Annotated in this window: 14 protein-coding genes; 3 read left to right on the forward strand and 11 right to left on the reverse strand. The window is 70.4% G+C overall.

Annotated elements, in window-relative coordinates:
* The coding region (locus ABZ948_RS04285; RefSeq protein WP_359757093.1) for a tetratricopeptide repeat protein at window positions 1-878 on the forward strand (878 nt) is incomplete at its 5' end.
* 75 nt (window positions 879-953) lie between these two features.
* Here the strand turns inward: ABZ948_RS04285 and ABZ948_RS04290 are convergent.
* The 4 genes from ABZ948_RS04290 to ABZ948_RS04305 form a co-directional block, all read right to left on the reverse strand.
* Window positions 954-1,478, reverse strand: coding sequence for a GNAT family N-acetyltransferase (locus ABZ948_RS04290; protein ID WP_359757095.1), 525 nt, complete (start codon window positions 1,476-1,478; stop codon window positions 954-956).
* Between the two features lie 113 nt (window positions 1,479-1,591).
* Entirely contained in the window at window positions 1,592-2,893 is a 1,302-nt protein-coding gene (locus ABZ948_RS04295; protein ID WP_359757097.1) for a CHAT domain-containing protein, read from the reverse strand.
* A 2-nt stretch (window positions 2,894-2,895) separates the two neighbouring features.
* Window positions 2,896-5,343 carry a dynamin family protein gene (locus ABZ948_RS04300; protein WP_359757100.1) on the reverse strand — a complete coding sequence of 816 codons (2,448 nt, stop codon included), beginning with the start codon at window positions 5,341-5,343 and terminating at the stop codon, window positions 2,896-2,898.
* Between the two features lie 270 nt (window positions 5,344-5,613).
* Window positions 5,614-6,585 (reverse strand): SDR family NAD(P)-dependent oxidoreductase, encoded by a 972-nt coding sequence (locus ABZ948_RS04305; protein WP_359757102.1) that lies wholly within the window; start codon window positions 6,583-6,585, stop codon window positions 5,614-5,616.
* Between the two features lie 55 nt (window positions 6,586-6,640).
* Between ABZ948_RS04305 and ABZ948_RS04310 the strand changes: the two genes are divergently transcribed.
* Both ABZ948_RS04310 and ABZ948_RS04315 read left to right on the forward strand, forming a co-directional pair.
* Window positions 6,641-7,087 (forward strand): MerR family transcriptional regulator, encoded by a 447-nt coding sequence (locus ABZ948_RS04310; RefSeq protein ID WP_359757104.1) that lies wholly within the window; start codon window positions 6,641-6,643, stop codon window positions 7,085-7,087.
* Between the two features lie 101 nt (window positions 7,088-7,188).
* A complete protein-coding gene (locus ABZ948_RS04315) occupies window positions 7,189-7,689 on the forward strand; it encodes a GNAT family N-acetyltransferase (RefSeq protein WP_359757106.1) in 501 nt (166 codons plus the stop codon).
* A gap of 419 nt (window positions 7,690-8,108) precedes the next feature.
* Here the strand turns inward: ABZ948_RS04315 and ABZ948_RS04320 are convergent, their stop codons facing one another.
* From ABZ948_RS04320 to mhpA, 7 genes are all read right to left on the reverse strand, one after another.
* Window positions 8,109-9,266, reverse strand: coding sequence for an NAD(P)/FAD-dependent oxidoreductase (locus ABZ948_RS04320; protein WP_359757108.1), 1,158 nt, complete (start codon window positions 9,264-9,266; stop codon window positions 8,109-8,111).
* Window positions 9,263-9,460, reverse strand: coding sequence for a ferredoxin (locus ABZ948_RS04325; protein WP_031119287.1), 198 nt, complete (start codon window positions 9,458-9,460; stop codon window positions 9,263-9,265). Before ABZ948_RS04325 ends, ABZ948_RS04320 begins: the two co-directional genes overlap by 4 nt.
* A gap of 42 nt (window positions 9,461-9,502) precedes the next feature.
* Window positions 9,503-10,681, reverse strand: coding sequence for a cytochrome P450 (locus ABZ948_RS04330; RefSeq protein WP_359757110.1), 1,179 nt, complete (start codon window positions 10,679-10,681; stop codon window positions 9,503-9,505).
* Between the two features lie 266 nt (window positions 10,682-10,947).
* Window positions 10,948-13,104, reverse strand: a complete 2,157-nt coding sequence (locus ABZ948_RS04335) for a SpoIIE family protein phosphatase (RefSeq protein ID WP_359757112.1) — start codon at window positions 13,102-13,104, stop codon at window positions 10,948-10,950.
* A 109-nt stretch (window positions 13,105-13,213) separates the two neighbouring features.
* Entirely contained in the window at window positions 13,214-13,558 is a 345-nt protein-coding gene (locus tag ABZ948_RS04340) for a DoxX family protein (protein ID WP_359757114.1), read from the reverse strand.
* Window positions 13,555-15,528, reverse strand: a complete 1,974-nt coding sequence (locus tag ABZ948_RS04345) for an acetoacetate--CoA ligase (protein WP_359757116.1) — start codon at window positions 15,526-15,528, stop codon at window positions 13,555-13,557. The genes ABZ948_RS04340 and ABZ948_RS04345 overlap by 4 nt, the downstream gene beginning before the upstream one ends.
* Window positions 15,528-17,111: a bifunctional 3-(3-hydroxy-phenyl)propionate/3-hydroxycinnamic acid hydroxylase MhpA gene (gene mhpA, locus ABZ948_RS04350; RefSeq protein WP_359757118.1), complete on the reverse strand. Its 1,584-nt coding sequence runs from the start codon at window positions 17,109-17,111 to the stop codon at window positions 15,528-15,530. The genes ABZ948_RS04345 and mhpA overlap by 1 nt, the downstream gene beginning before the upstream one ends.
* Window positions 17,112-17,120: the final 9 nt, after the last annotated feature.

Below are 17,120 nucleotides of genomic sequence, written 5' to 3' on the forward strand. Positions count from 1 at the left end.
TGGGCCCAGACCACCCCGACACCCTGACCAGCCGCAACAACCTCGCCAACGCCCTCTACGGCATGGGCCAGTACGCGCAGGCAGCCGACCACCACCGGCAGATCCTGGACGACCGCACCCGCGTCCTGGGCCCAGACCACCCCGACACCCTGACCAGCCGCAACAACCTCGCCAACGCCCTCTACGGCATGGGCCAGTACGCGCAGGCAGCCGACCACCACCAGCAGGCCCTGGACGATCGCACCCGCGTCCTGGGCCCAGACCACCCCGACACCCTGACCAGCCGCAACAACCTCGCCAACGCCCTGAACGGGATGGGTCACTGCGAGCAGGCGGTCGACCTGCACCGGCAGACCCTCGTCGACCGCACCCGCGTCCTGGGCCCAGACCACCCTCACACCCTGGCCAGCCGCAACAACCTCGCCTTCGCCCTGGATGCGATGGGCCGGTACGAGCAGGCGGTCGACCTGCACCGGCAGACCCTCGTCGACCGCACCCGCGTCCTGGGCCCAGACCACCCTCATACCCTGGGCAGTCGGCACAATCTTGCCGACGCCCTCCGGGGCATGGGCGAGTACGCACAGGCCGCCGACCTGTACCAGCAGGCTCTCACGGCCTACCTCCGCGTCCTCGGTCCGGATCACCCGAACACCTTGGGCAGCCGGCACAACCTGGCCATCGCATTAGAGGGCATGGGCGAGTACGCGCAAGCGGCCGACCGCCACCGGCAGAACCTCGACATCCGCACCAGCACCCTCGGACCGAACCACCCTGACACCCGGCTCAGCCGCGACAGCCTGGAGGCAGCGCTGACCGCCTCGCGCACAACGCTCAGGTCACGCAACCGTCCGCCCCGGCACAGAACGATCACCGACTGACCCCCCAGTAAGAGAGATCAGGCGTCGTGAAGTGGCTCCGGAGGGCGGTTCGGTCCGGCACCACCGGGCGGCTGGTCAGGACGTCGGCATCCAGTAGCGGCGCTTGTCACCAACCCTGTCGATGAACTGGCCGCCGTTCGTCTCGATCACGCGCTGGGAGGCGGTGTTCGTCTCGTCGCAGGTCAACAAGGCCCGCCTGATGCCGAGCGAGTGGGCGATCGGCAAGGCTGCGGCGAGCATCGCGGTCGCGTGTCCGTGGCGGCGTGCGCTGGGCCGGACGTCGTAACCGATGTGGCCGCCGGCCTTCTCCAGAGGTGGAGTCAGCCGGTGGCGGATGGCGAGCCTCCCCAGCATCTGGTCACCCTCGGCCCACCACAGCGTTGTCATCGGCACGAACCAGTCCGCTCGCCCGGCTGCCTCGTCCCGTTCGCTCAGCACGCGCTTCACGTAAGCGGCGAATGCCGCGGTGTCGGTCAAGGCCGGAGGGTCGACGTCGTTGACGAACCATGGAGTTGGGTAGTCGTGATCTTCGCGGAACTCGTTCACCGCCGCCAGGAAGGACGCCTGCAAGCGGACGGTCGGATCGATCAGCTCGGCCATCTGGTCATGATGCCCGTCCGTCTGCTGCGGGCCCAGCTGTTGCCGGCAGCGGGCCAGGCCCGCGGGTTCGCGTGTTTGGGCACTACTTGATCCCGTTGGTCGCCTTCCCCTGATCACGTTTGTCCCTGCGGAGCTACGCCCATCGTCTCCAGCCGGCTGTCGATTCCGCAGTGCAGCGTGTAGGTCAGCGCCAGCGGGTTGGCGAATTCCCGTGCGAAACGGCGCACGAGGGTCATGGTGATCTCTCCAGCCGTCAGACCACTGCTCAGATAGAGGTCGAGGAACGCGTACGCGTACTCCGCCGCGAAGCACTGCGGAATCTCTATCTGCGAGCCCAGAACACCGCTCGCACCCATATCGACAAGGGCCCTGCCCAGATGCTCGAGTTCCGGCGACGCGGCTGCCTGGCCGGTGTGGCAGGCGTTGAGGAGCACGAAGGGACGGAAGATCGCGTCCGGGGAACCTAGGTATCTGGTCCGTTCCCGCAGGACCAGGTCAGCGTCGATGCATCGTTCGTCGGAGAGCTTGACGGCGAGGTGCTGATGCTGCGAGCCGTTGTCGACGAAGCGGCCGTGACACCAGAAGTACATGATGTCGTCGTCCAGGACGGCCTCGGACAAGGCACTGAGCAGTGTCGCGGATCGCGTCCGCACGGTCAGGGTCGCGCGTTCCTCCAGCAGCTTGCGGACCTGGGGTGCTCGGCCCACGTGAGCAAGGGAGTCATCCGTGTTGAGGCTCGCGGCCGGCAATCGGCGAGGCGCCGTCTCACCCTGGATCATCGGGTACGACGCGCCGGTCTGCTCCACCTGGTGCCGGTAGCCGAGGAACCGGGAGCACGGGTGAGGGTCGTTCGACCTTTCGACGGCGAGCATCGGCCAGGGCAGATGGAGGTCGGAGTCGAAGCTGATACGCAGCCCTTCCTCTCCGCTGAGCACGCTCAACAGATGTGAGCGGAACTCCTTCACCTCATGGTTCTCCCCGGCGAGGAGCCGGTCGAGCAGGTACTGGCCCTCCTTGGCGAGCTCAGCGGTGAGCAGTTCGGTATCCGACGCGTACGGGGTCAGATCGGCTGCTTCGGCCAGGGGGAATCCGGCGATGGGGGTGCCATCGGCGTCCGCTGGTTGATGCCGTACGAAGAGATCTCGCCAGGTCGTGCGGAGCCGTCCGGCCGTTCTGAGGACGCTGGTGGCGGATGCGGTGAGGTATGCATGGTGGAGCCGGGTCCGGGGACCGCGCTCGCCGGGCCTGAAGGCGGTCATGTGCAGCCCGTCGGTTCCACTGCGTCGCAGGGCCACGACGAGGTCCAGCGGTGCGACCGGGTGCGGTGCCGCGTCAGACACTTCCCGGCGCGCGGCCACAGCCGTGTAGTCGCGCGACGGATTGTGCCGAACATGAACCGTCGCCTCCTGGGACATGCTCAACTGCTTCCCCCTCCAGCAGTGCCGGAGACGGGCGCGAGAAGGGGCGCCGGGACGTGGACGATCGCCTCGAAGTCCTGGAGCACCCGGCCCAGGTCACGGTCGTACACGGTGAAGCGCAGCCGGTGAGCGCCGGGCTCCCGCGCGATGAAGGTGAACGCCGCAGGTGCGCCTTCGGCCGCGTACTCGGTCGCCGCCGGCTCCAGGGCGGCCGCGGACCCGACGGAGGAGACCAACACCATCGGAGGCAGCGTGCTTTCCGACGCGGCCCCGCCGGGGCTGGTCCGCTCCAGCCTTACGTCCACCGTGACCGGCTCACCGACTCGCGGGGCCCCGGATCGCAGTGTCAGACGAGGTGCCCACGGCCGGCGGACACCCGTGTCCGGTCGGAGGTGCTCGGCCGGGACCGCCGCCTCCTCGGCGGCGCGCATCTCCTCGACGAGCAGACGGTAATCCGCGTCGATGCCATGCAGCGTGTCGAGACAGGACACCAGGTCCGCCTGCTGTCGCCGCAGGGTCCGGGCCGCTGCCCCGGTGCCCTCCGCACCGTACTCCGCGTCACGGAGGAACGTGCGCAGCGGCTTCACAGCCAGTGTTGCCACTTCCTCGGCGTCGTGCGATGCGCTCTTCCGCAGCGCCGTCGCCACTTTCTCGGCGATCTCGGCCCGCATTCGCGCCTCCAGTTCGGAGAATGACGCCAGAGAGATCAACCAGACGGTCACCTGGGCCAGGCCGGGCAGGGGCACGCTGCCCTGGATGCGGTACAGCGTCGAGACAGAGGTCGGTGGCACCAGGGCGGCTTGTATGCGCGCCGTGGGGAACTCTTCAAGCGGCTCGGCAAGCACCGTGTTGAAGAGATCCTCCAGTTGATGCACGGCGTCCCTCAGCCGGTTCTCCAAAGTGCCAGACCAGATCTCCACCTCTTGCTGGGCCCGCTGCAGGAGGAGGCCGGTCAGCTCATCGGCCCGCGCCCGCAGGGATTCCTGCACCCGGAGTGTCACTTTCGCCGTGAGCTCCGCCTCCGCCGCCCATCGCGGGCACTCATCAGCGACGTGGTTGAAGAAGCGCTCCCCCTCCCAAGCGATCCTCTCGCGGGTCCGCTCGATGAGCGCCGCTCCCTGGTGAAGAGCCCTCCCGTACCGTTCGGCGAGGACGGTCTCTTCGCTCCGCAGCACCTCCAGTGCGTCGTGCCCGGATCGCATGAGGGAGCCCACGGTCCTCCCCAGGTCACGAGCGGATTGCAGGAGTACGTGCGTGCGCTGCGCTGCGGCTCGTCGCAAAAGTGCCCGTTCGAGTTCGGGAATGCCGGTGTCAGTGATCGCCGTATCGTCCTGTCCTGTCCGGGCCGTCAGGGCCCTTCGAGCCTGGACGAAGAACAGTTCGTCGCCGGAGCGCATCAGCGGAGTCACTTGTTCACGCAGGCGCGCGCGCACGGCCGCCCGCTGGTGCTGGGCCACCAGGTCCTCCTTGTTGACGACAAGGAGGAGGGGGGCGGCCTGTGGTGCTCGTAGGCGATCGCCGAGGAAGTGTGCATCCGTGTACGACAGCGGAGCGCTGCCGTCCAGCACCGCGATCAGCAGGTCGGCGCCTTGCACGGTTCCGGTGAGGTGCTGCGCATGGAGGCCGTCCGCGTTTCTGCCGGGTAAGTCGACCAGGACCAGACCGTCCCGGCACACCTCCGCGGGCCAGCGGATCTCAGCGCGTTCGTAGCGCGCATCCGGCCTCGACGTGTCGTCACACGGCATGAGGTGCGCCGCGACGTCCTGGACGTCTACCTCCCTGCGGAGTGGTGGAGCAGGTCCGCCCGAGGGGGCCGGATACAGATAGGCCGTGGCAGTGGGTCCATAGGAGACCTCGGTTGTCACTGCCGGGGTGCGCTGCGGGGCTTGGGGAAGTACTGCGGCGCCCAAGAGAGAGTTGATCAGGGTGCTCTTGCCCGCGCGGCTCTGGCCGACCACCGCAACCCGGAAACGGTCGTCCGCCAGGGCGGACGAGTGCCGCAGGAGCCGTGCGTGTGTGTCTTCCCTGCCGAGAACACTGGCTGCCGACGCGGAGCGCCGTACCAATGCGATCAGGCGGCTGCGATGGTTCCCCGCGGCCACGTGACCTGACCGCGCTTCGACCGGCGACGTCGGCGTGTCCGGTTCAACGGCCCGCTCGGCCCATGCGCGAAGAGCCGCACCGAACATCGCGTCCGCGGCGGCCCGTGCCGAGAGAGCGGCGCTCAGGAGGTGGGCACGCTCTGTCTGGGCCGGATCCTCCTCCAACGCGGCCATCTCACGAGCCCCCGATCCGGCGGCCTGGGGCAGGCCGGCCGCGTCCGGCTGCCGGCCCAATCCCGTGGAGTCGTGCACCAGGTCACTCAGCGCGGACCACGCCTGCCGTTCACGTTCACCGGCGTCGCTCCTCGCCAACGACACCAGCAGTTCCGCAGGAATGTCGACCACGGCCCACCCCGCCCCCTGAACGCGCTGCAACAGCGCACTCACACCAGGTTAGAGCTTGGACGACCGCCGAGGGCCGTTATCTAGTGCCTGACCTGTCGCCGCATCTCCAACAAGAGGTGCATTGCGGTGCGCCATCTCCAGATCTCCCCGACTCCGACGACAGCGGATCGCCGGGTGAGCTGGCCCGGGTCGGCGCGATGAGCCCGAGGGCTTCCCGTCCCGCGCCGAGTGCCGCAGCCGCGCGTAGCCCGGCGCATGCACAGCATGAGCTCATCGCATGACCGGGGTGGCGCCGGTCGCCGCGATGGACAGTTCCCACAGCCGTGCGGCTCCGTCGGGGTCGATGGCGTAGGCGCGGACGCCGCCGTCGTCCATGGGCGCGGCGGGGGCGGAGACGCGAGCGATGTCGCAGTCCTCGAGATAGAGCCCGCCGCGGCCGTCGAGGAGCGGGGAGGTGGCGGCCCACAGACCGGTGGCGGCGCCCTGGGAGGGTGTCTTGAAGTCGGCGCCGATCACGGTGCCGTGCTCGTCCACCCATCCCCGTTCGATCTGTTCCTCGAGAGTCATCTCTCGCTGGAGGCCGGTGATGATCTTGCCCGGGTGGGGAGCGAACGCCCGAACGCCGTCGTTGTGCCCGAGCCCGTCGAGCTGTACGGCGAACAGGGCGTTGGCGGTCTTGGCCTGGCCGTAGGCCAGCCACTTGTCGTAGCCGGTACGGAAGTGCGGGTCGTGCCAGCGGACGTCGGTCAAGGTGTGCCCGGCGGAGCTGTTGACGACGACGCGCGCACCACCGGCGGCGGCCAGGAGCGGATACAGCTCGCAAGCGAGAGTGAAGTGGCCGAAGTGGTTGACAGCGAGCTGGCCTTCCCAGCCGGGCCCGACCCTCCGCTCAGGGGTGGCCATCACGCCGGCGACGGCCATGAGGAGGTCGAGCCTGTCGATGGAGTCATTGATCTGTGAGGTGGCGGCGCGCACGCTGTCGAGGTCCGCCAGGTCCATGGGGATGACGTCGCAGCCCTCCACGTCTGCGAGAGCAGCGCGGGCGAGGCCGGGCCGGCGTGCCGGGACGATGACCCGGGCTCCGGCGGCCGCCAGGCCTCGCGTGGTCTCCAGACCGAGTCCGGAGTAGCCCCCGGTCACGACGGCTGTCGCGCCGGAGAGGTCGAGGCCGGCCATGACGTCCTCGGCGGTGCTGGTGACGGAGAAGGGCGAGCCGAGCGGCTGCTGATCGGTGATGGTCATGCCGACGACGCTAGAAACTAGAGCGAGGTCTAGATCAAGTCCTAGGCTGGGCGGCATGCCGACTGTCGAAACCCGCGCGGAGCCACTGAGCATCGGCGAGGTGGCCGAGCGAACCGGACTCAGCGTGCATGCACTGCGCTTCTACGAGCGCGAAGGTCTGCTGGTCGGACTGGTCCAACGCACAGCGGGGGGCCGGCGGCGATACACCACCGCCGATGTCGACTGGCTGCTGATCTGCGTCAAACTGCGCGAATCCGGCATGCCGCTGGCCGACCTCAAACGGTTCGCCGAGCTGGTACGGCACGGCCCGGGCAACGAGGCAGAACGGCTGCAGCTCCTCGACGCACATCAGCAGCGCGTCGAGGCACAGATCCAGGCGCTGGAGGAGTGTCGCTCGGTTATCGCCTGGAAGGTGGGCGTCTACGCCGAACACCTTGCCCGCGGCGAGGCCGGCGGACTCTGGGACCCGACGGTCACCAACGTCCCGGGACAGCACACCTAGCACTTCAGCTGTAGATCGTGATGTGTGCCATGGTCTGGGGGCTCTCTGCCGCTGATGGAAACTCAGGTGGCATCGGCGGGCGGTCCGGGTAGATTCGCGCCGTGCCCGAGCTGAAGCAGCTGGATGCTGGCCATGCCCCGGCGGTCCTGGCCTTCGAGCTGGCGAACCGCGCCTACTTCGCTGCCTCGATCTCCGACCGGGGCGACGAGTTCTATGACCAGTTCGCCGACCGGCACAGTGCCATGCTGGCCGAGCAAGAGGCCGGCGGCTGCGCCTTCTATGTGCTGGTCGCCGCGGACGGCTCGGTTCTGGGCCGGTTCAACCTGTACGACTTCAAGGACGGCACTGCCCATCTCGGCTACAGGGTCGCGCAGCACGTCGCGGGCCGCGGCGTTGCGACCGCGACCGTCCGGGAGTTGTGCCGGCTGGCGGCGATACGGCACGGGCTGCGCACACTGCGCGCAGCCACCTCCCATGCCAATGCCGCGTCCCAGAGGGTGCTGACCAAGGCCGGGTTCGTCCCGGTCGGCCCGGCAGACCCGGCCGACCTCGGCGGTAAGCCGGGCACCTGGTATCAGCGCGACCTGGCACTCCAGCCGTAGACCGCGATCTTGCCGGTGGGCCGGAATCGCCGGCCGCGAGCACCGCGGACGTCATGGTCTCCCCCAGGGGGCCGACTCTGACGCCGCTGCCCGGCCACGCGGTTCCTCGGCCCTCGGGTCGCAGTGGACGCGACAGGCGCGCTCGTACCACAGGGCCGCGAGCACCAAGGTCAGCGCAGCGGTGCCGAGCACCAGCAGGCCGAGGGTGAAGGGACCGGACACAGGGGTGGCCAGGCGGACCCCCGGGACCAGGTCGAGCAGGAGGGGAATGCCGGCAGTGGCTGCTTCCGGTGTTCTGGAACCGGGCGGACGGTCTTGCATGTACATGATGACGCGCGGCTCTCTGGAAGGAGGAGGGGGAACTCCCGGGCTGTCCGGGCCTCGTGGCTTCCTCACGTCGCGACGCTCATCTGCCGCCGTCACGGTGACGGCGGCAAAGACGTGGCGGCCAAGGCCCGTAGCGCGGCGACCGGTTTGCGCAGTCCGTAGGCGACCGCCGTCGACGTTCCGTCGGCATGGGTCCAGGTCAGCAGTGCGCGTCCGTCGGCCACGCTGCCCTGCACCGTGGTGGGTTCGCCGAGGAGCGGCAGACGGCCGACGATCTTGACGGTGAGACCGGCGACCTCGGTCCAGAAGTAGTCGTCCTGCGGTGGTCCCGGCGCAGCGAGACCGAGGGCGGAGGCCGCCGCGGTCCTGCCCTGGGCGACGGCGTTGGACCAGAAGGGCGCACGCCGGTCGGGCCGTGTGCCGTCGCCGCGGAGGTAGGTGACGTCGCCGGCGGCGAACACGCCGGGGACGGTGGTGGCGCAGGCAGGGTCGATGCCGACGCCGAGGCGGTCGGCGAGGCCCGTCCCTGCCAGCCAGCCGGTGCAGGGCACTTCTCCGGCGCAGGTCACCACCAGGTCCGCGGTGAGTTCGGTGCCGTCGGGGAGCGCCACGCCGCTCACGGGGTCGCCGGTCAGGGTGGCGAAGCCGGTGGCCTGGATGAAGCGGATGCCGTACGTCGCGGCTCGTGTGGTGATCTCGGCGGACAGGTGGTCGCCGAGGATGCGCTCCAGTGGCCGGTCGGCGTCCACGACGGTGACCGGGATGCCGCGGGCGGCGCAGGCGCTGGCCACCTCCATGCCCAGGAAGCCGGCGCCGACCACGATCGCCGAGCCGGCGCGGGCCAGGCGGGCGCGGAGTTGGCGGGCGTCGTCGAGGGTGCGCAGGACGAGTTCGCCCCGCTGCCCGGGGGCGGCGAGGCGCCGGGCGCCCGCGCCGGTGGCGATGATCAGCGCGTCGTAGCCGACCTGGCGGCCGTCGGCGGTTGTGACGGTGCGGTGCCGGGTGTCGGCGGTGACGGCGGGCGAGCGGATGACGTCGGCGTCGAGTCCGTCGAGGGCCAGGCCGAGGGTGTCGTCGGCGGCCGGGTCTTTCAAGACGGCTTTGGACAGGGGCGGGCGCGAGTAGGCGCCGTGTTCTTCCGCACCGATGATCGTGAGGGGTCCGGTGTGGCCGAGGGTGCGCAGGTGGCGGGCGGCGGTGGTGCCGGCGAGTGACTCGCCGACGACGAGCACCGAGCGCGGTGCGGTCACGACAGGACTCGCAGGGCGGCGACCGGGCAGGCATTGACGGCCGCGCGGGCGGCGAGCTGATGCTCCTCGGGGACGTCGGTGCCCTCGAAGTGGTAGGTGAGTTCGGCGTCGTCGTCCAGGCTGAAGATGTCGGGGGCCTGGTCGGCACAGAGGCCGTGGCCTTCGCAGCGTGGATGGTCGACGGAGATCTTCATGGTGCTGTCCTCAGCTGTCCTGGAACGGGCGAGCGGCGGGGTTCAGGCGGGGATGAGTTCGAGCGGCAGACGCTCGAGGCGATGGATGACGTTGTTCAGGGCCCACTCGGGTGTCCCGGCCACCTCGATGCGGTCGACGCGTTCGACCAGGGCGCGGAGCATCGCTGAGGTCTCCATGCGGGCCAGGCCCTGGCCGGCGCAGCCATGGGTGCCCTGCCCGAAGCCGAGTTGGCGGGCGGCGTCGCGGCGGATGTCGAAGGTGTCCGGGTCGTCCCACTCCAGCGGGTCGCGATTGGCGGAGCCGTAGAGCACCAGCACCCGGGAGCCCTTGGGGAGCGGGACGCCCGCGAGTTCCGTGTCGCAGGCGGCAGTGCGGGAGAAGGCGCGGATCGGGGATTCGTAGCGGACGATCTCGTTGACCGCTTTCGCGACGAGGTCGGGGTCCGCCTTCAGCAGGCGCCACTGTTCGGGGTGGGTGGCGAAAAGGTACAGAGCGCTGGAGATGGCGCTGATCGTGGTGTCCAGGGAGGGCGCCAGGTAGTCGATCATCATGGTGACGCACTCGGCGGGCATGATCCGGCCATCGTCGGCGGCGCGCAGCAGGTCGTGGCCCATGCTGCCGTCCAGCACGGACCGGTCGCGGACGACACCGCGGGCGTAGCGCATCATGCCGAGGGACGAGGGGAGGGTGCGCATCGCCTGGCGGTTGAACGGGCCCAGCGCGTCGAAGGTGGCGCCTGCCCAGCGCAGCAGGTGTTCGCGGCCCTGCTGGGGCCAGCCGACCAGGTCGGGGACGACCGACATCGGCAGCGCCGTGGCGACCTCCACCGCATCCACCGTCCGGCGGGCTACGGCTGCCGCGACCACGGCGGCCGCCTGCTCGTCGACCGTGTCCTTCATCGTGCGCAGCGCCCTGGGCGTGAGGCGATGCGCGAGGAGGGAGCGGCGGCGGGCGTGCTCCTCACCGTCACTGCACAGCGTGGTGCCCTGCCCCACACGGTTGGCAACGGGGTTCAGACCGACGCCGTCCGAGGAGACGAAGGTGTCGTCGTCCAGCAGCACCTGCTTGCACTCGGCGTAGCGCGGCAGGGCGTAGACCTTGTGCTTGCTCAGCCAGACCACGGAGCCGAGCTCACGCAGCGCGGCGTAGTGCGGATGAGTGTCGCGGATGGCCGACGCCGAGTACAGGTCGGGGCGGTAGACGGGAATTGCCGCAAGCATGGGCATGAACAGCCCTCCTGAAGGGGCGGTGAGAGAGGGGGGCATGACGGGTGTGCGTGTGGGGCGGGCGGTCGGCGGACAGCTGACGGGAGCGCAGCCCCGGCGAGCTCCCGCTCCATCCCGTGCACGGGCGGGCGCCGTCAGCGCAACAACGCCGTAATGACGAAATAATCAAGCTTGATGGAATGCTGCGTCAAGAGTTACGCCAAAGAAAACGATGAACTCATCAGAACTGCGAGTGTTCTCTCTTCATGCGCCGGAGCAAGCTAGACGACGGAGGCCGGCTCCCAGAGCGCGGCGTGCTTCTCCTTGCCCAGCTCGGCCCAGACCGTCTTGCCCTGCCGGGCGTGGCGGGTTCCCCAACGCTCGGCGAGCTGGGCGACGAGGAGCAGGCCGCGTCCGCCCTCGTCGAAGGCGCGGGCCCGGCGCAGGTGGGGGCTGGTGCTGCCGGCGTCGGACACCTCGCACAGGAGCGACTGGTCACGGATGAGGCGCAGGCGGACGGGGGGCCGGCCGTAGCGGATGGCGTTGGTGACCAGTTCGCTGACCACCAGTTCGGCGATGAAGTCGAGGTCACCCAGTCCCCAGGACGACAGCTGCCGGACGGCGCTCGAACGAGCCCGGGCGACGGCCGCCGGGTCGGCGTCCACGTCCCAGGCGGCGACTTGGTGGTCCCCGAGGGCCCGGGTGCGGGCGAGCAGCAGGGCGGCGTCGTCATGGGGTCGGCCTGCGGGCAGCAAGGCCTGGAGCACGGTGTCGCAGGTGGCCTCCAGGGATGCGGAAGGCTGTGCGAGGGCGTGGCGCAGGAGGGTGAGGCCCGCCTCGATATCGCGGTCGCGGGCTTCGACCAGGCCGTCGGTGTACAGGGCGAGGAGGCTGCCTTCGGGCAGGTCGACCTCCGCCGCTTCGAACGGCAGTCCGCCCAGGCCCAGCGGCGGACCGGGTGGCAGATCCAGGAGGTCGACGGTTCCGTCGCCGCTCACCACGGCGGGCAGCACATGCCCCGCGCGGGCCAGGGAGCAGCGGCCGTCGACGGGGTCGTAAACGGCGTACAGGCATGTGGCGCCGACGTCCCCGGCCGTTTCCGGGTCCGGGTCGGCCGAGGCTTCGGCGGACAGCCGGATGACGACATCGTCCAGGTGCGTCAGCAACTCCTCCGGAGGCAGGTCGACGTCGGCGAGCGTACGCACCGCGGTGCGCAGGCGCCCCATCGTGGCGGCGGCGTGAATGCCGTGGCCGACCACATCGCCCACGACCAGGGCGACCCTGGCTCCGGACAGCGGAATGACGTCGTACCAGTCGCCACCCACACCGGCCTGGGCTCCGGCGGGCAGGTAGCGGCAGGCGACATCGACGGCGGTCTGCTCCGCCGTACGCCGTGGCAGCAGACTGCGCTGGAGAGTGAGGGCCGTGGCATGGGCGTATGTGTAGCGGCGGGCGTTGTCGATGGCCACGGCCGCCCTGGCCGCGATCTCCTGGGCGAGGAACAGGTCCTCGTCGTCGAAGGGAACCGGGTCACGGTGACGGCAGAACCGCGCGACGCCAAGAGTGGCGCCGCGGGCGGTCAGCGGCACCACCAGCGTCGAGCGGGCAGGAGGGGTGCCGAAGCCGTCGGCCGGATCCGTCGGCGTCGTCGTGTGCCGGGACGGCCGGCCGGTGGCCAGGGCGCGAGCCGTGACCGATCCGTCCGCGCAGGTGTGAACCGCCCCCAACCCGACCGTCGGCTCCGGGCCGCCTTGCGCCGACGACGCCTGGGCGACCCGGCGCAGGACGAGCGGGTCCGGCGCCGGACCGCCGTAGCCGCGGACCATGGCGTCGAGCAGGTCGACGGTGACCAGGTCGGCGAAGTGGTCGAGGGCGAGGTCCGCCAGTTCCTGGGTGGTGCGGGCGATGTCCAGGGTGGTCCCGATGCGCAGACCGGCCTCGTTCACCAAGGACAGCCGCCATTGCAGTCGCCGGTCCCGCTCCTCCTGGAACGCCGTGACACCTTGCTCGGACGCGTCGTCGACGTATCCGTTCGCCATCGCGATCAGGAGGCGCGATGCCGCGCTGATCAACTCCGCGTCCTTCGTCAGCCGAGGCATTTCGGCAAGCAGTCTGTCCAGGACGACGCCCTGACCGAACCGGAAGGCCCGCAACAGCACTGTGACCGGCGTGCCGTGCCGGGCCAGCCGACGCGCGCGTTCCAGCTCGGCGGCCGGCGGATCTGTCTCGCTCGGCTCGATGCCGTGTTCCAGGCCGGCCAGCACGCCGACGACGTGCTCGGTGATGTTCTCGGACGTCATGCGGACGAGATCCGGGTTGCTCCACAGTTCGGGAACCTCACGCCGCAGGCACCGCACCACGTCGGCGATCATCTCGTCCGCCATCGGCCCGAGGTCGCCGGCGACACGGGACACAAGGCTGGCGGCGGTGTACTCCACACTGTCGACGGTACGCCGTATGGGAGGCCCGCGAGCTGTCGGGATGGGAGGCCCGTGAGCGGTCGGGCATCGGCAGTGTCCTGCTCGGTGCGGCGCGCAACCCGGTGCGTCAGCCGGTGGCGATCGCCGCCCCGGCGTACGCCACCGCCGTCAGGGCCAGTACGGCGGCCGGGACGGCCCGGACCGGCGGGTCGCCGTGGCGCAGGTGGACCACCGCCGCCGCGGCCATCAGCAGGGCGAGGCATGTCGCGGCGGCCACGCCCAGTGGCATCCAGGTCAGCCCCGTCAGCAGACCGGCAACCCCGGCCACCTCCAGCGCGCCGACGACGCGATAGAGCCGTACCGACATGCCGAGATGGGCCGCCGCCTGGCGCATGAACGGCGCCGCGGCCAGCTTCGCCAGCCCCAGCGGAAGGAAGACCAGGGACAGGACGACGGCGAGCACGGTGGTCATGAGTCGGACCCGCCCTTGCGCCGCTCCTCGCCCAGCCGGGCGTAGTGGTCGATGAGTTCGGGGCTGTCCACAGCGGCCGGATTGACGACCTGCTCCACCGCGGCGCCCTGGAGCAGTCGCTTGATCGGGACCTCCAGCTTCTTGCCGGTACGGGTGTGCGGGATGCCCGGCACTTCGAGGATCTCGTCGGGGACGTGGCGGGGTGAGGCGCCGGTGCGGATGGCGTCCTTGATCCTCTCCCGGAGGGTGTCGTCGAGTTCGACACCCGCCGCTGGGACCACGAACAGCGGCATCCAGTAACCGCCGTCCGGCTCCTCCGCGCCGATGACCAGCGCCTCGGCGATCTCGGGGAGACGTTCGACGACGTCATGGATGTCGGCGCTGCCGAGCCGTACACCGTTGCGGTTGAGCGTCGAGTCGGAGCGGCCGTGGACGATCACCGAGCCGTGGCCGGTGACCGTGATCCAGTCGCCGTGCCGCCAGACACCGGGGTAGAAGGAGAAGTACGCGTCGCGGTAGCGGGTGCCGTCGGGGTCGTTCCAGAAGTACAACGGCATCGACGGCATGGGACGGGTGACGACCAGCTCGCCCACCCGGTCCACAACCGGGAAGCCCTCGACGTCATAGGCGGCCAGCGCCACACCCAGGTGGGGTGCGGACAACTCCCCTGCCCAGACCGGCGTGTTGGGCGCGCTGCCCGCGAAGCCGGAGACGACGTCGGTGCCGCCGCTGATCGACGCGAGCAGTACGCGGTCGCCGACGTGGTCGCGGACCCAGGGGTAGGCGGAGGCCGGCAGGGCGGAGCCGGTGCAGCCGACCACGCGGATCGACGACGGGTCGTGTACGGACGGGTCGATGCCGAACTTGGCCATGCCCAGCAGGTATTGGGGGCTGGTGCCGAAGACGGTGACCCGGTGGCGCGCGGCCAGCTTCCACAGGATGTCGGGCTGGGTGAGGGGTGCCGGGCTGCCGTCGTACGTGCAGGTCGTCGCGCCCGTCAGCAGCGTCGAGGCGACGAGGTTCCACATCATCCAGTGGGTCGTGGTGTACCACAGGAAGCAGTCGTCGGGACCCAGGTCGCAGTGCAGGCCCAGGGTCTTGAGGTGTTCGAGCAGGACGCCGCCGTGGCCGTGGACGATTCCCTTGGGCAGACCGGTGGTGCCGGAGGAGAAGACGACCCACAGGGGGTGGTCGAACGGCACCGGGGTGCAGGTGAGTTCCTCGGTGCGGGTGGCCGCGTCCTCCCACGGGAGCACCAGCGAGGGGTACGCCCTCGACGGCCAGGGCAGGCCCACATGGTCCACCAGCACAGTGGCCTTCAAGGTGGGCAGTGCGTGGGCGAGTTCAAGGGCGGCGTCGCGGCGGTCGTGGGTGGTGCCGTTGAAGAGGTAGCCGTCGGCGGCGATCAGGACGGTGGGTTCGAGCTGGGCGAAGCGGTCGGCGGCGGCCTCGGGGGCGTAGTCCTGGCCGCACACCGACCACACGGCGCCCAGGCTCGCGGCGGCCAGGAACGCCACGATCGCGTGCGGGGTGTTGGGCAGATAGCCCACCACCCGGTCGCCTGACCCCACGCCCAGCTCGCGCAGGGTGCCCGCGACCGAGGCGACCTGGGCGCGCAGGCGGCTCGCGGTCACCTCGTAGCAGGAGCCGGTCTCGTCCAGGGCGATGACCGCCACGGCATCGTCGGCGAGGTTGCGCAGGGCGTGGTGGGCGTAGTTGAGGGTGGCGCCGGGGAACCAGCGGGCGCCCGGCATCCTCTCCTCCCTCAGCACCCGCTCGTACGGCGTGTCCGCGTCGATGTCGAAGTACTCCCACACCGCCCCCCAGAAGCCCTCCAGGTCGGTGACCGACCAGCGGTACAGGTCGGCGTAGTCGGCGCCGGACATCCCGACATGGCGGGCGAAGTCCATGAGATTGCTGTCCGCGACGGCCTGCGGATCCGGCGTCATGAAAGGCTCGGGCACACTCATCAGGTGACGCTCCTCAGCAGGCTGTTGTCGACGGTTCGTCGCGGCGGGTGGGGACTGCGGGTGCTGTGCAGCAGGGACGCCCAGGCGGCGGTGCCGGTGAAATCCCGGCCCCCGGCGGGGACGACGTCCATGACGACGCGGTCGGGGCGCAGCAGCACGGCGTCCGCACGGCCGGCGCGCAGCCAGGCGGCGAGTGTGCCGTCGTCGCCGAGGCCGGTCACGGGGACCGCCCGGACACCGAGCGCGTGGGCGAGGGCGTTCAGCGAGGGCCAGGGATCGGCGGTGGTCAGGATGGTGAAGGAGTCGCCGAGCACCTCGTCGAGGCGGCTGCGCCGTCCGTCGGCGGTGATCCATGGTTGGGGGCAGTGCGTTCCCGCAAGGCCCTTGCGGAGGCGGCGGCGTACGAGGAGTCCCGTGGTCAGGGGCGGGCTGAGGTCGCGGCCGGCCAGTTCGGTCAGGCCGGGTATGCGGCAGGCCGCGGCCAGGGCGCTGCGGCGGATCGCGGCGGCACTGTCCTGGCCGCCGGTCATGGCCCAGCCCATGGCGACCGCGAGCCGGATCACATGCCGGGCGTGCGGCTTGCGTTCACTCTCGTAGGTGTCCAACAGCCGCTCGTCCCCGCCCTGTCGGAGCACGCGGGCGAGCTTCCAGGTGAGGTTGTAGGCGTCCCGCAGTCCCGCGCACAGCCCCTGTCCGATGAACGGCGGGGTGAGGTGGGCGGCATCGCCGAGCAGGAAGACCCGTCCGCTGCGCCAGCGGTCGGCGAGGCGGGCCCGGAAGGTGTACTGCGTCTCCCGGACCACCTCGAAGTCCCCGTCGTACGAGGGCGGCAGCCACGGCCCGATCAGCTCGCGGACCGGCTGCTCCTCCCCCTCGCGCAGCCGGAACTCCCAGCGGTAGCGGTCCTCGCCGACCCGCATGAAGGTCGCCGGGCGGTCTGGGTCGCACACCTGGTCGACGCCCTCCCAGCAGCGGACGTCGGCGTCCGTCCGGACGTCGATGACGGTCCAGCGTTCCTCGAAGCGCAGGTCCTCCCAGACGGCGCCGATGGCCTCGCGGGTGAGGCTGTTCGCGCCGTCGCAGCCGAGCACCGCGTCGGCCCACAGTTCGTGCTCACCGTCGTCGTCCCGGTAGGTCACGCGCACGGGGCCTTCTGTGTCGGGGCCGATGCTGATGACCTCCACGCCGCCCCGCAGTTCGCACTCCGGGTGCCGGGTGAGGGCATCGTGCAGCAGCCGTTCCAGCTCGGGCTGGTCGAACATGCTGGTCTGCGGGTAGCCGTGCAGGCCGTTCTCGGTGCGCCGGAACTCGGCCATCACCCGGTGCCGGGCGTCCAGCAGCCGCAGCCCGTTCGCCGGGCGGGCGATCGCGGCGAACTCCTGCCCCACGCCCGCCGCTTGAAGGATCCTGCGGACCTCGTCGTCGGTGGCGACGGCACGCGGGAGCGGGTAGACGTCCTGGTGGCGTTCCAGGACGACGCTCCGGACTCCGCGCCGGGCAAGGAGGAGGGCGGCGGTCACGCCCACGGGCCCGGCGCCGACGATCACCACGGGCACGTCTGCCCCGTTACGTTCGAAGATCATGTGCTTCGG

The sequence above is a fragment of the Streptomyces olindensis genome, assembly GCF_040645895.1.
GTDB lineage: Bacteria > Actinomycetota > Actinomycetes > Streptomycetales > Streptomycetaceae > Streptomyces > Streptomyces olindensis.

What these genes read in the sequence shown, in the direction of transcription:
- ABZ948_RS04325 (WP_031119287.1), bottom strand. Translation starts at nt 9,460, where the DNA reads ATGAAGATCTCCGTCGACCATCCACGCTGCGAAGGCCACGGCCTCTGT.
- mhpA (WP_359757118.1), bottom strand. Translation starts at nt 17,111, where the DNA reads ATGATCTTCGAACGTAACGGGGCAGACGTGCCCGTGGTGATCGTCGGC.
- ABZ948_RS04295 (WP_359757097.1), bottom strand. Translation starts at nt 2,893, where the DNA reads ATGTCCCAGGAGGCGACGGTTCATGTTCGGCACAATCCGTCGCGCGAC.
- ABZ948_RS04345 (WP_359757116.1), bottom strand. Translation starts at nt 15,528, where the DNA reads ATGAGTGTGCCCGAGCCTTTCATGACGCCGGATCCGCAGGCCGTCGCG.
- ABZ948_RS04305 (WP_359757102.1), bottom strand. Translation starts at nt 6,585, where the DNA reads ATGACCATCACCGATCAGCAGCCGCTCGGCTCGCCCTTCTCCGTCACC.
- ABZ948_RS04310 (WP_359757104.1), top strand. Translation starts at nt 6,641, where the DNA reads ATGCCGACTGTCGAAACCCGCGCGGAGCCACTGAGCATCGGCGAGGTG.
- ABZ948_RS04340 (WP_359757114.1), bottom strand. Translation starts at nt 13,558, where the DNA reads ATGACCACCGTGCTCGCCGTCGTCCTGTCCCTGGTCTTCCTTCCGCTG.
- ABZ948_RS04290 (WP_359757095.1), bottom strand. Translation starts at nt 1,478, where the DNA reads ATGGCCGAGCTGATCGATCCGACCGTCCGCTTGCAGGCGTCCTTCCTG.
- ABZ948_RS04330 (WP_359757110.1), bottom strand. Translation starts at nt 10,681, where the DNA reads ATGCTTGCGGCAATTCCCGTCTACCGCCCCGACCTGTACTCGGCGTCG.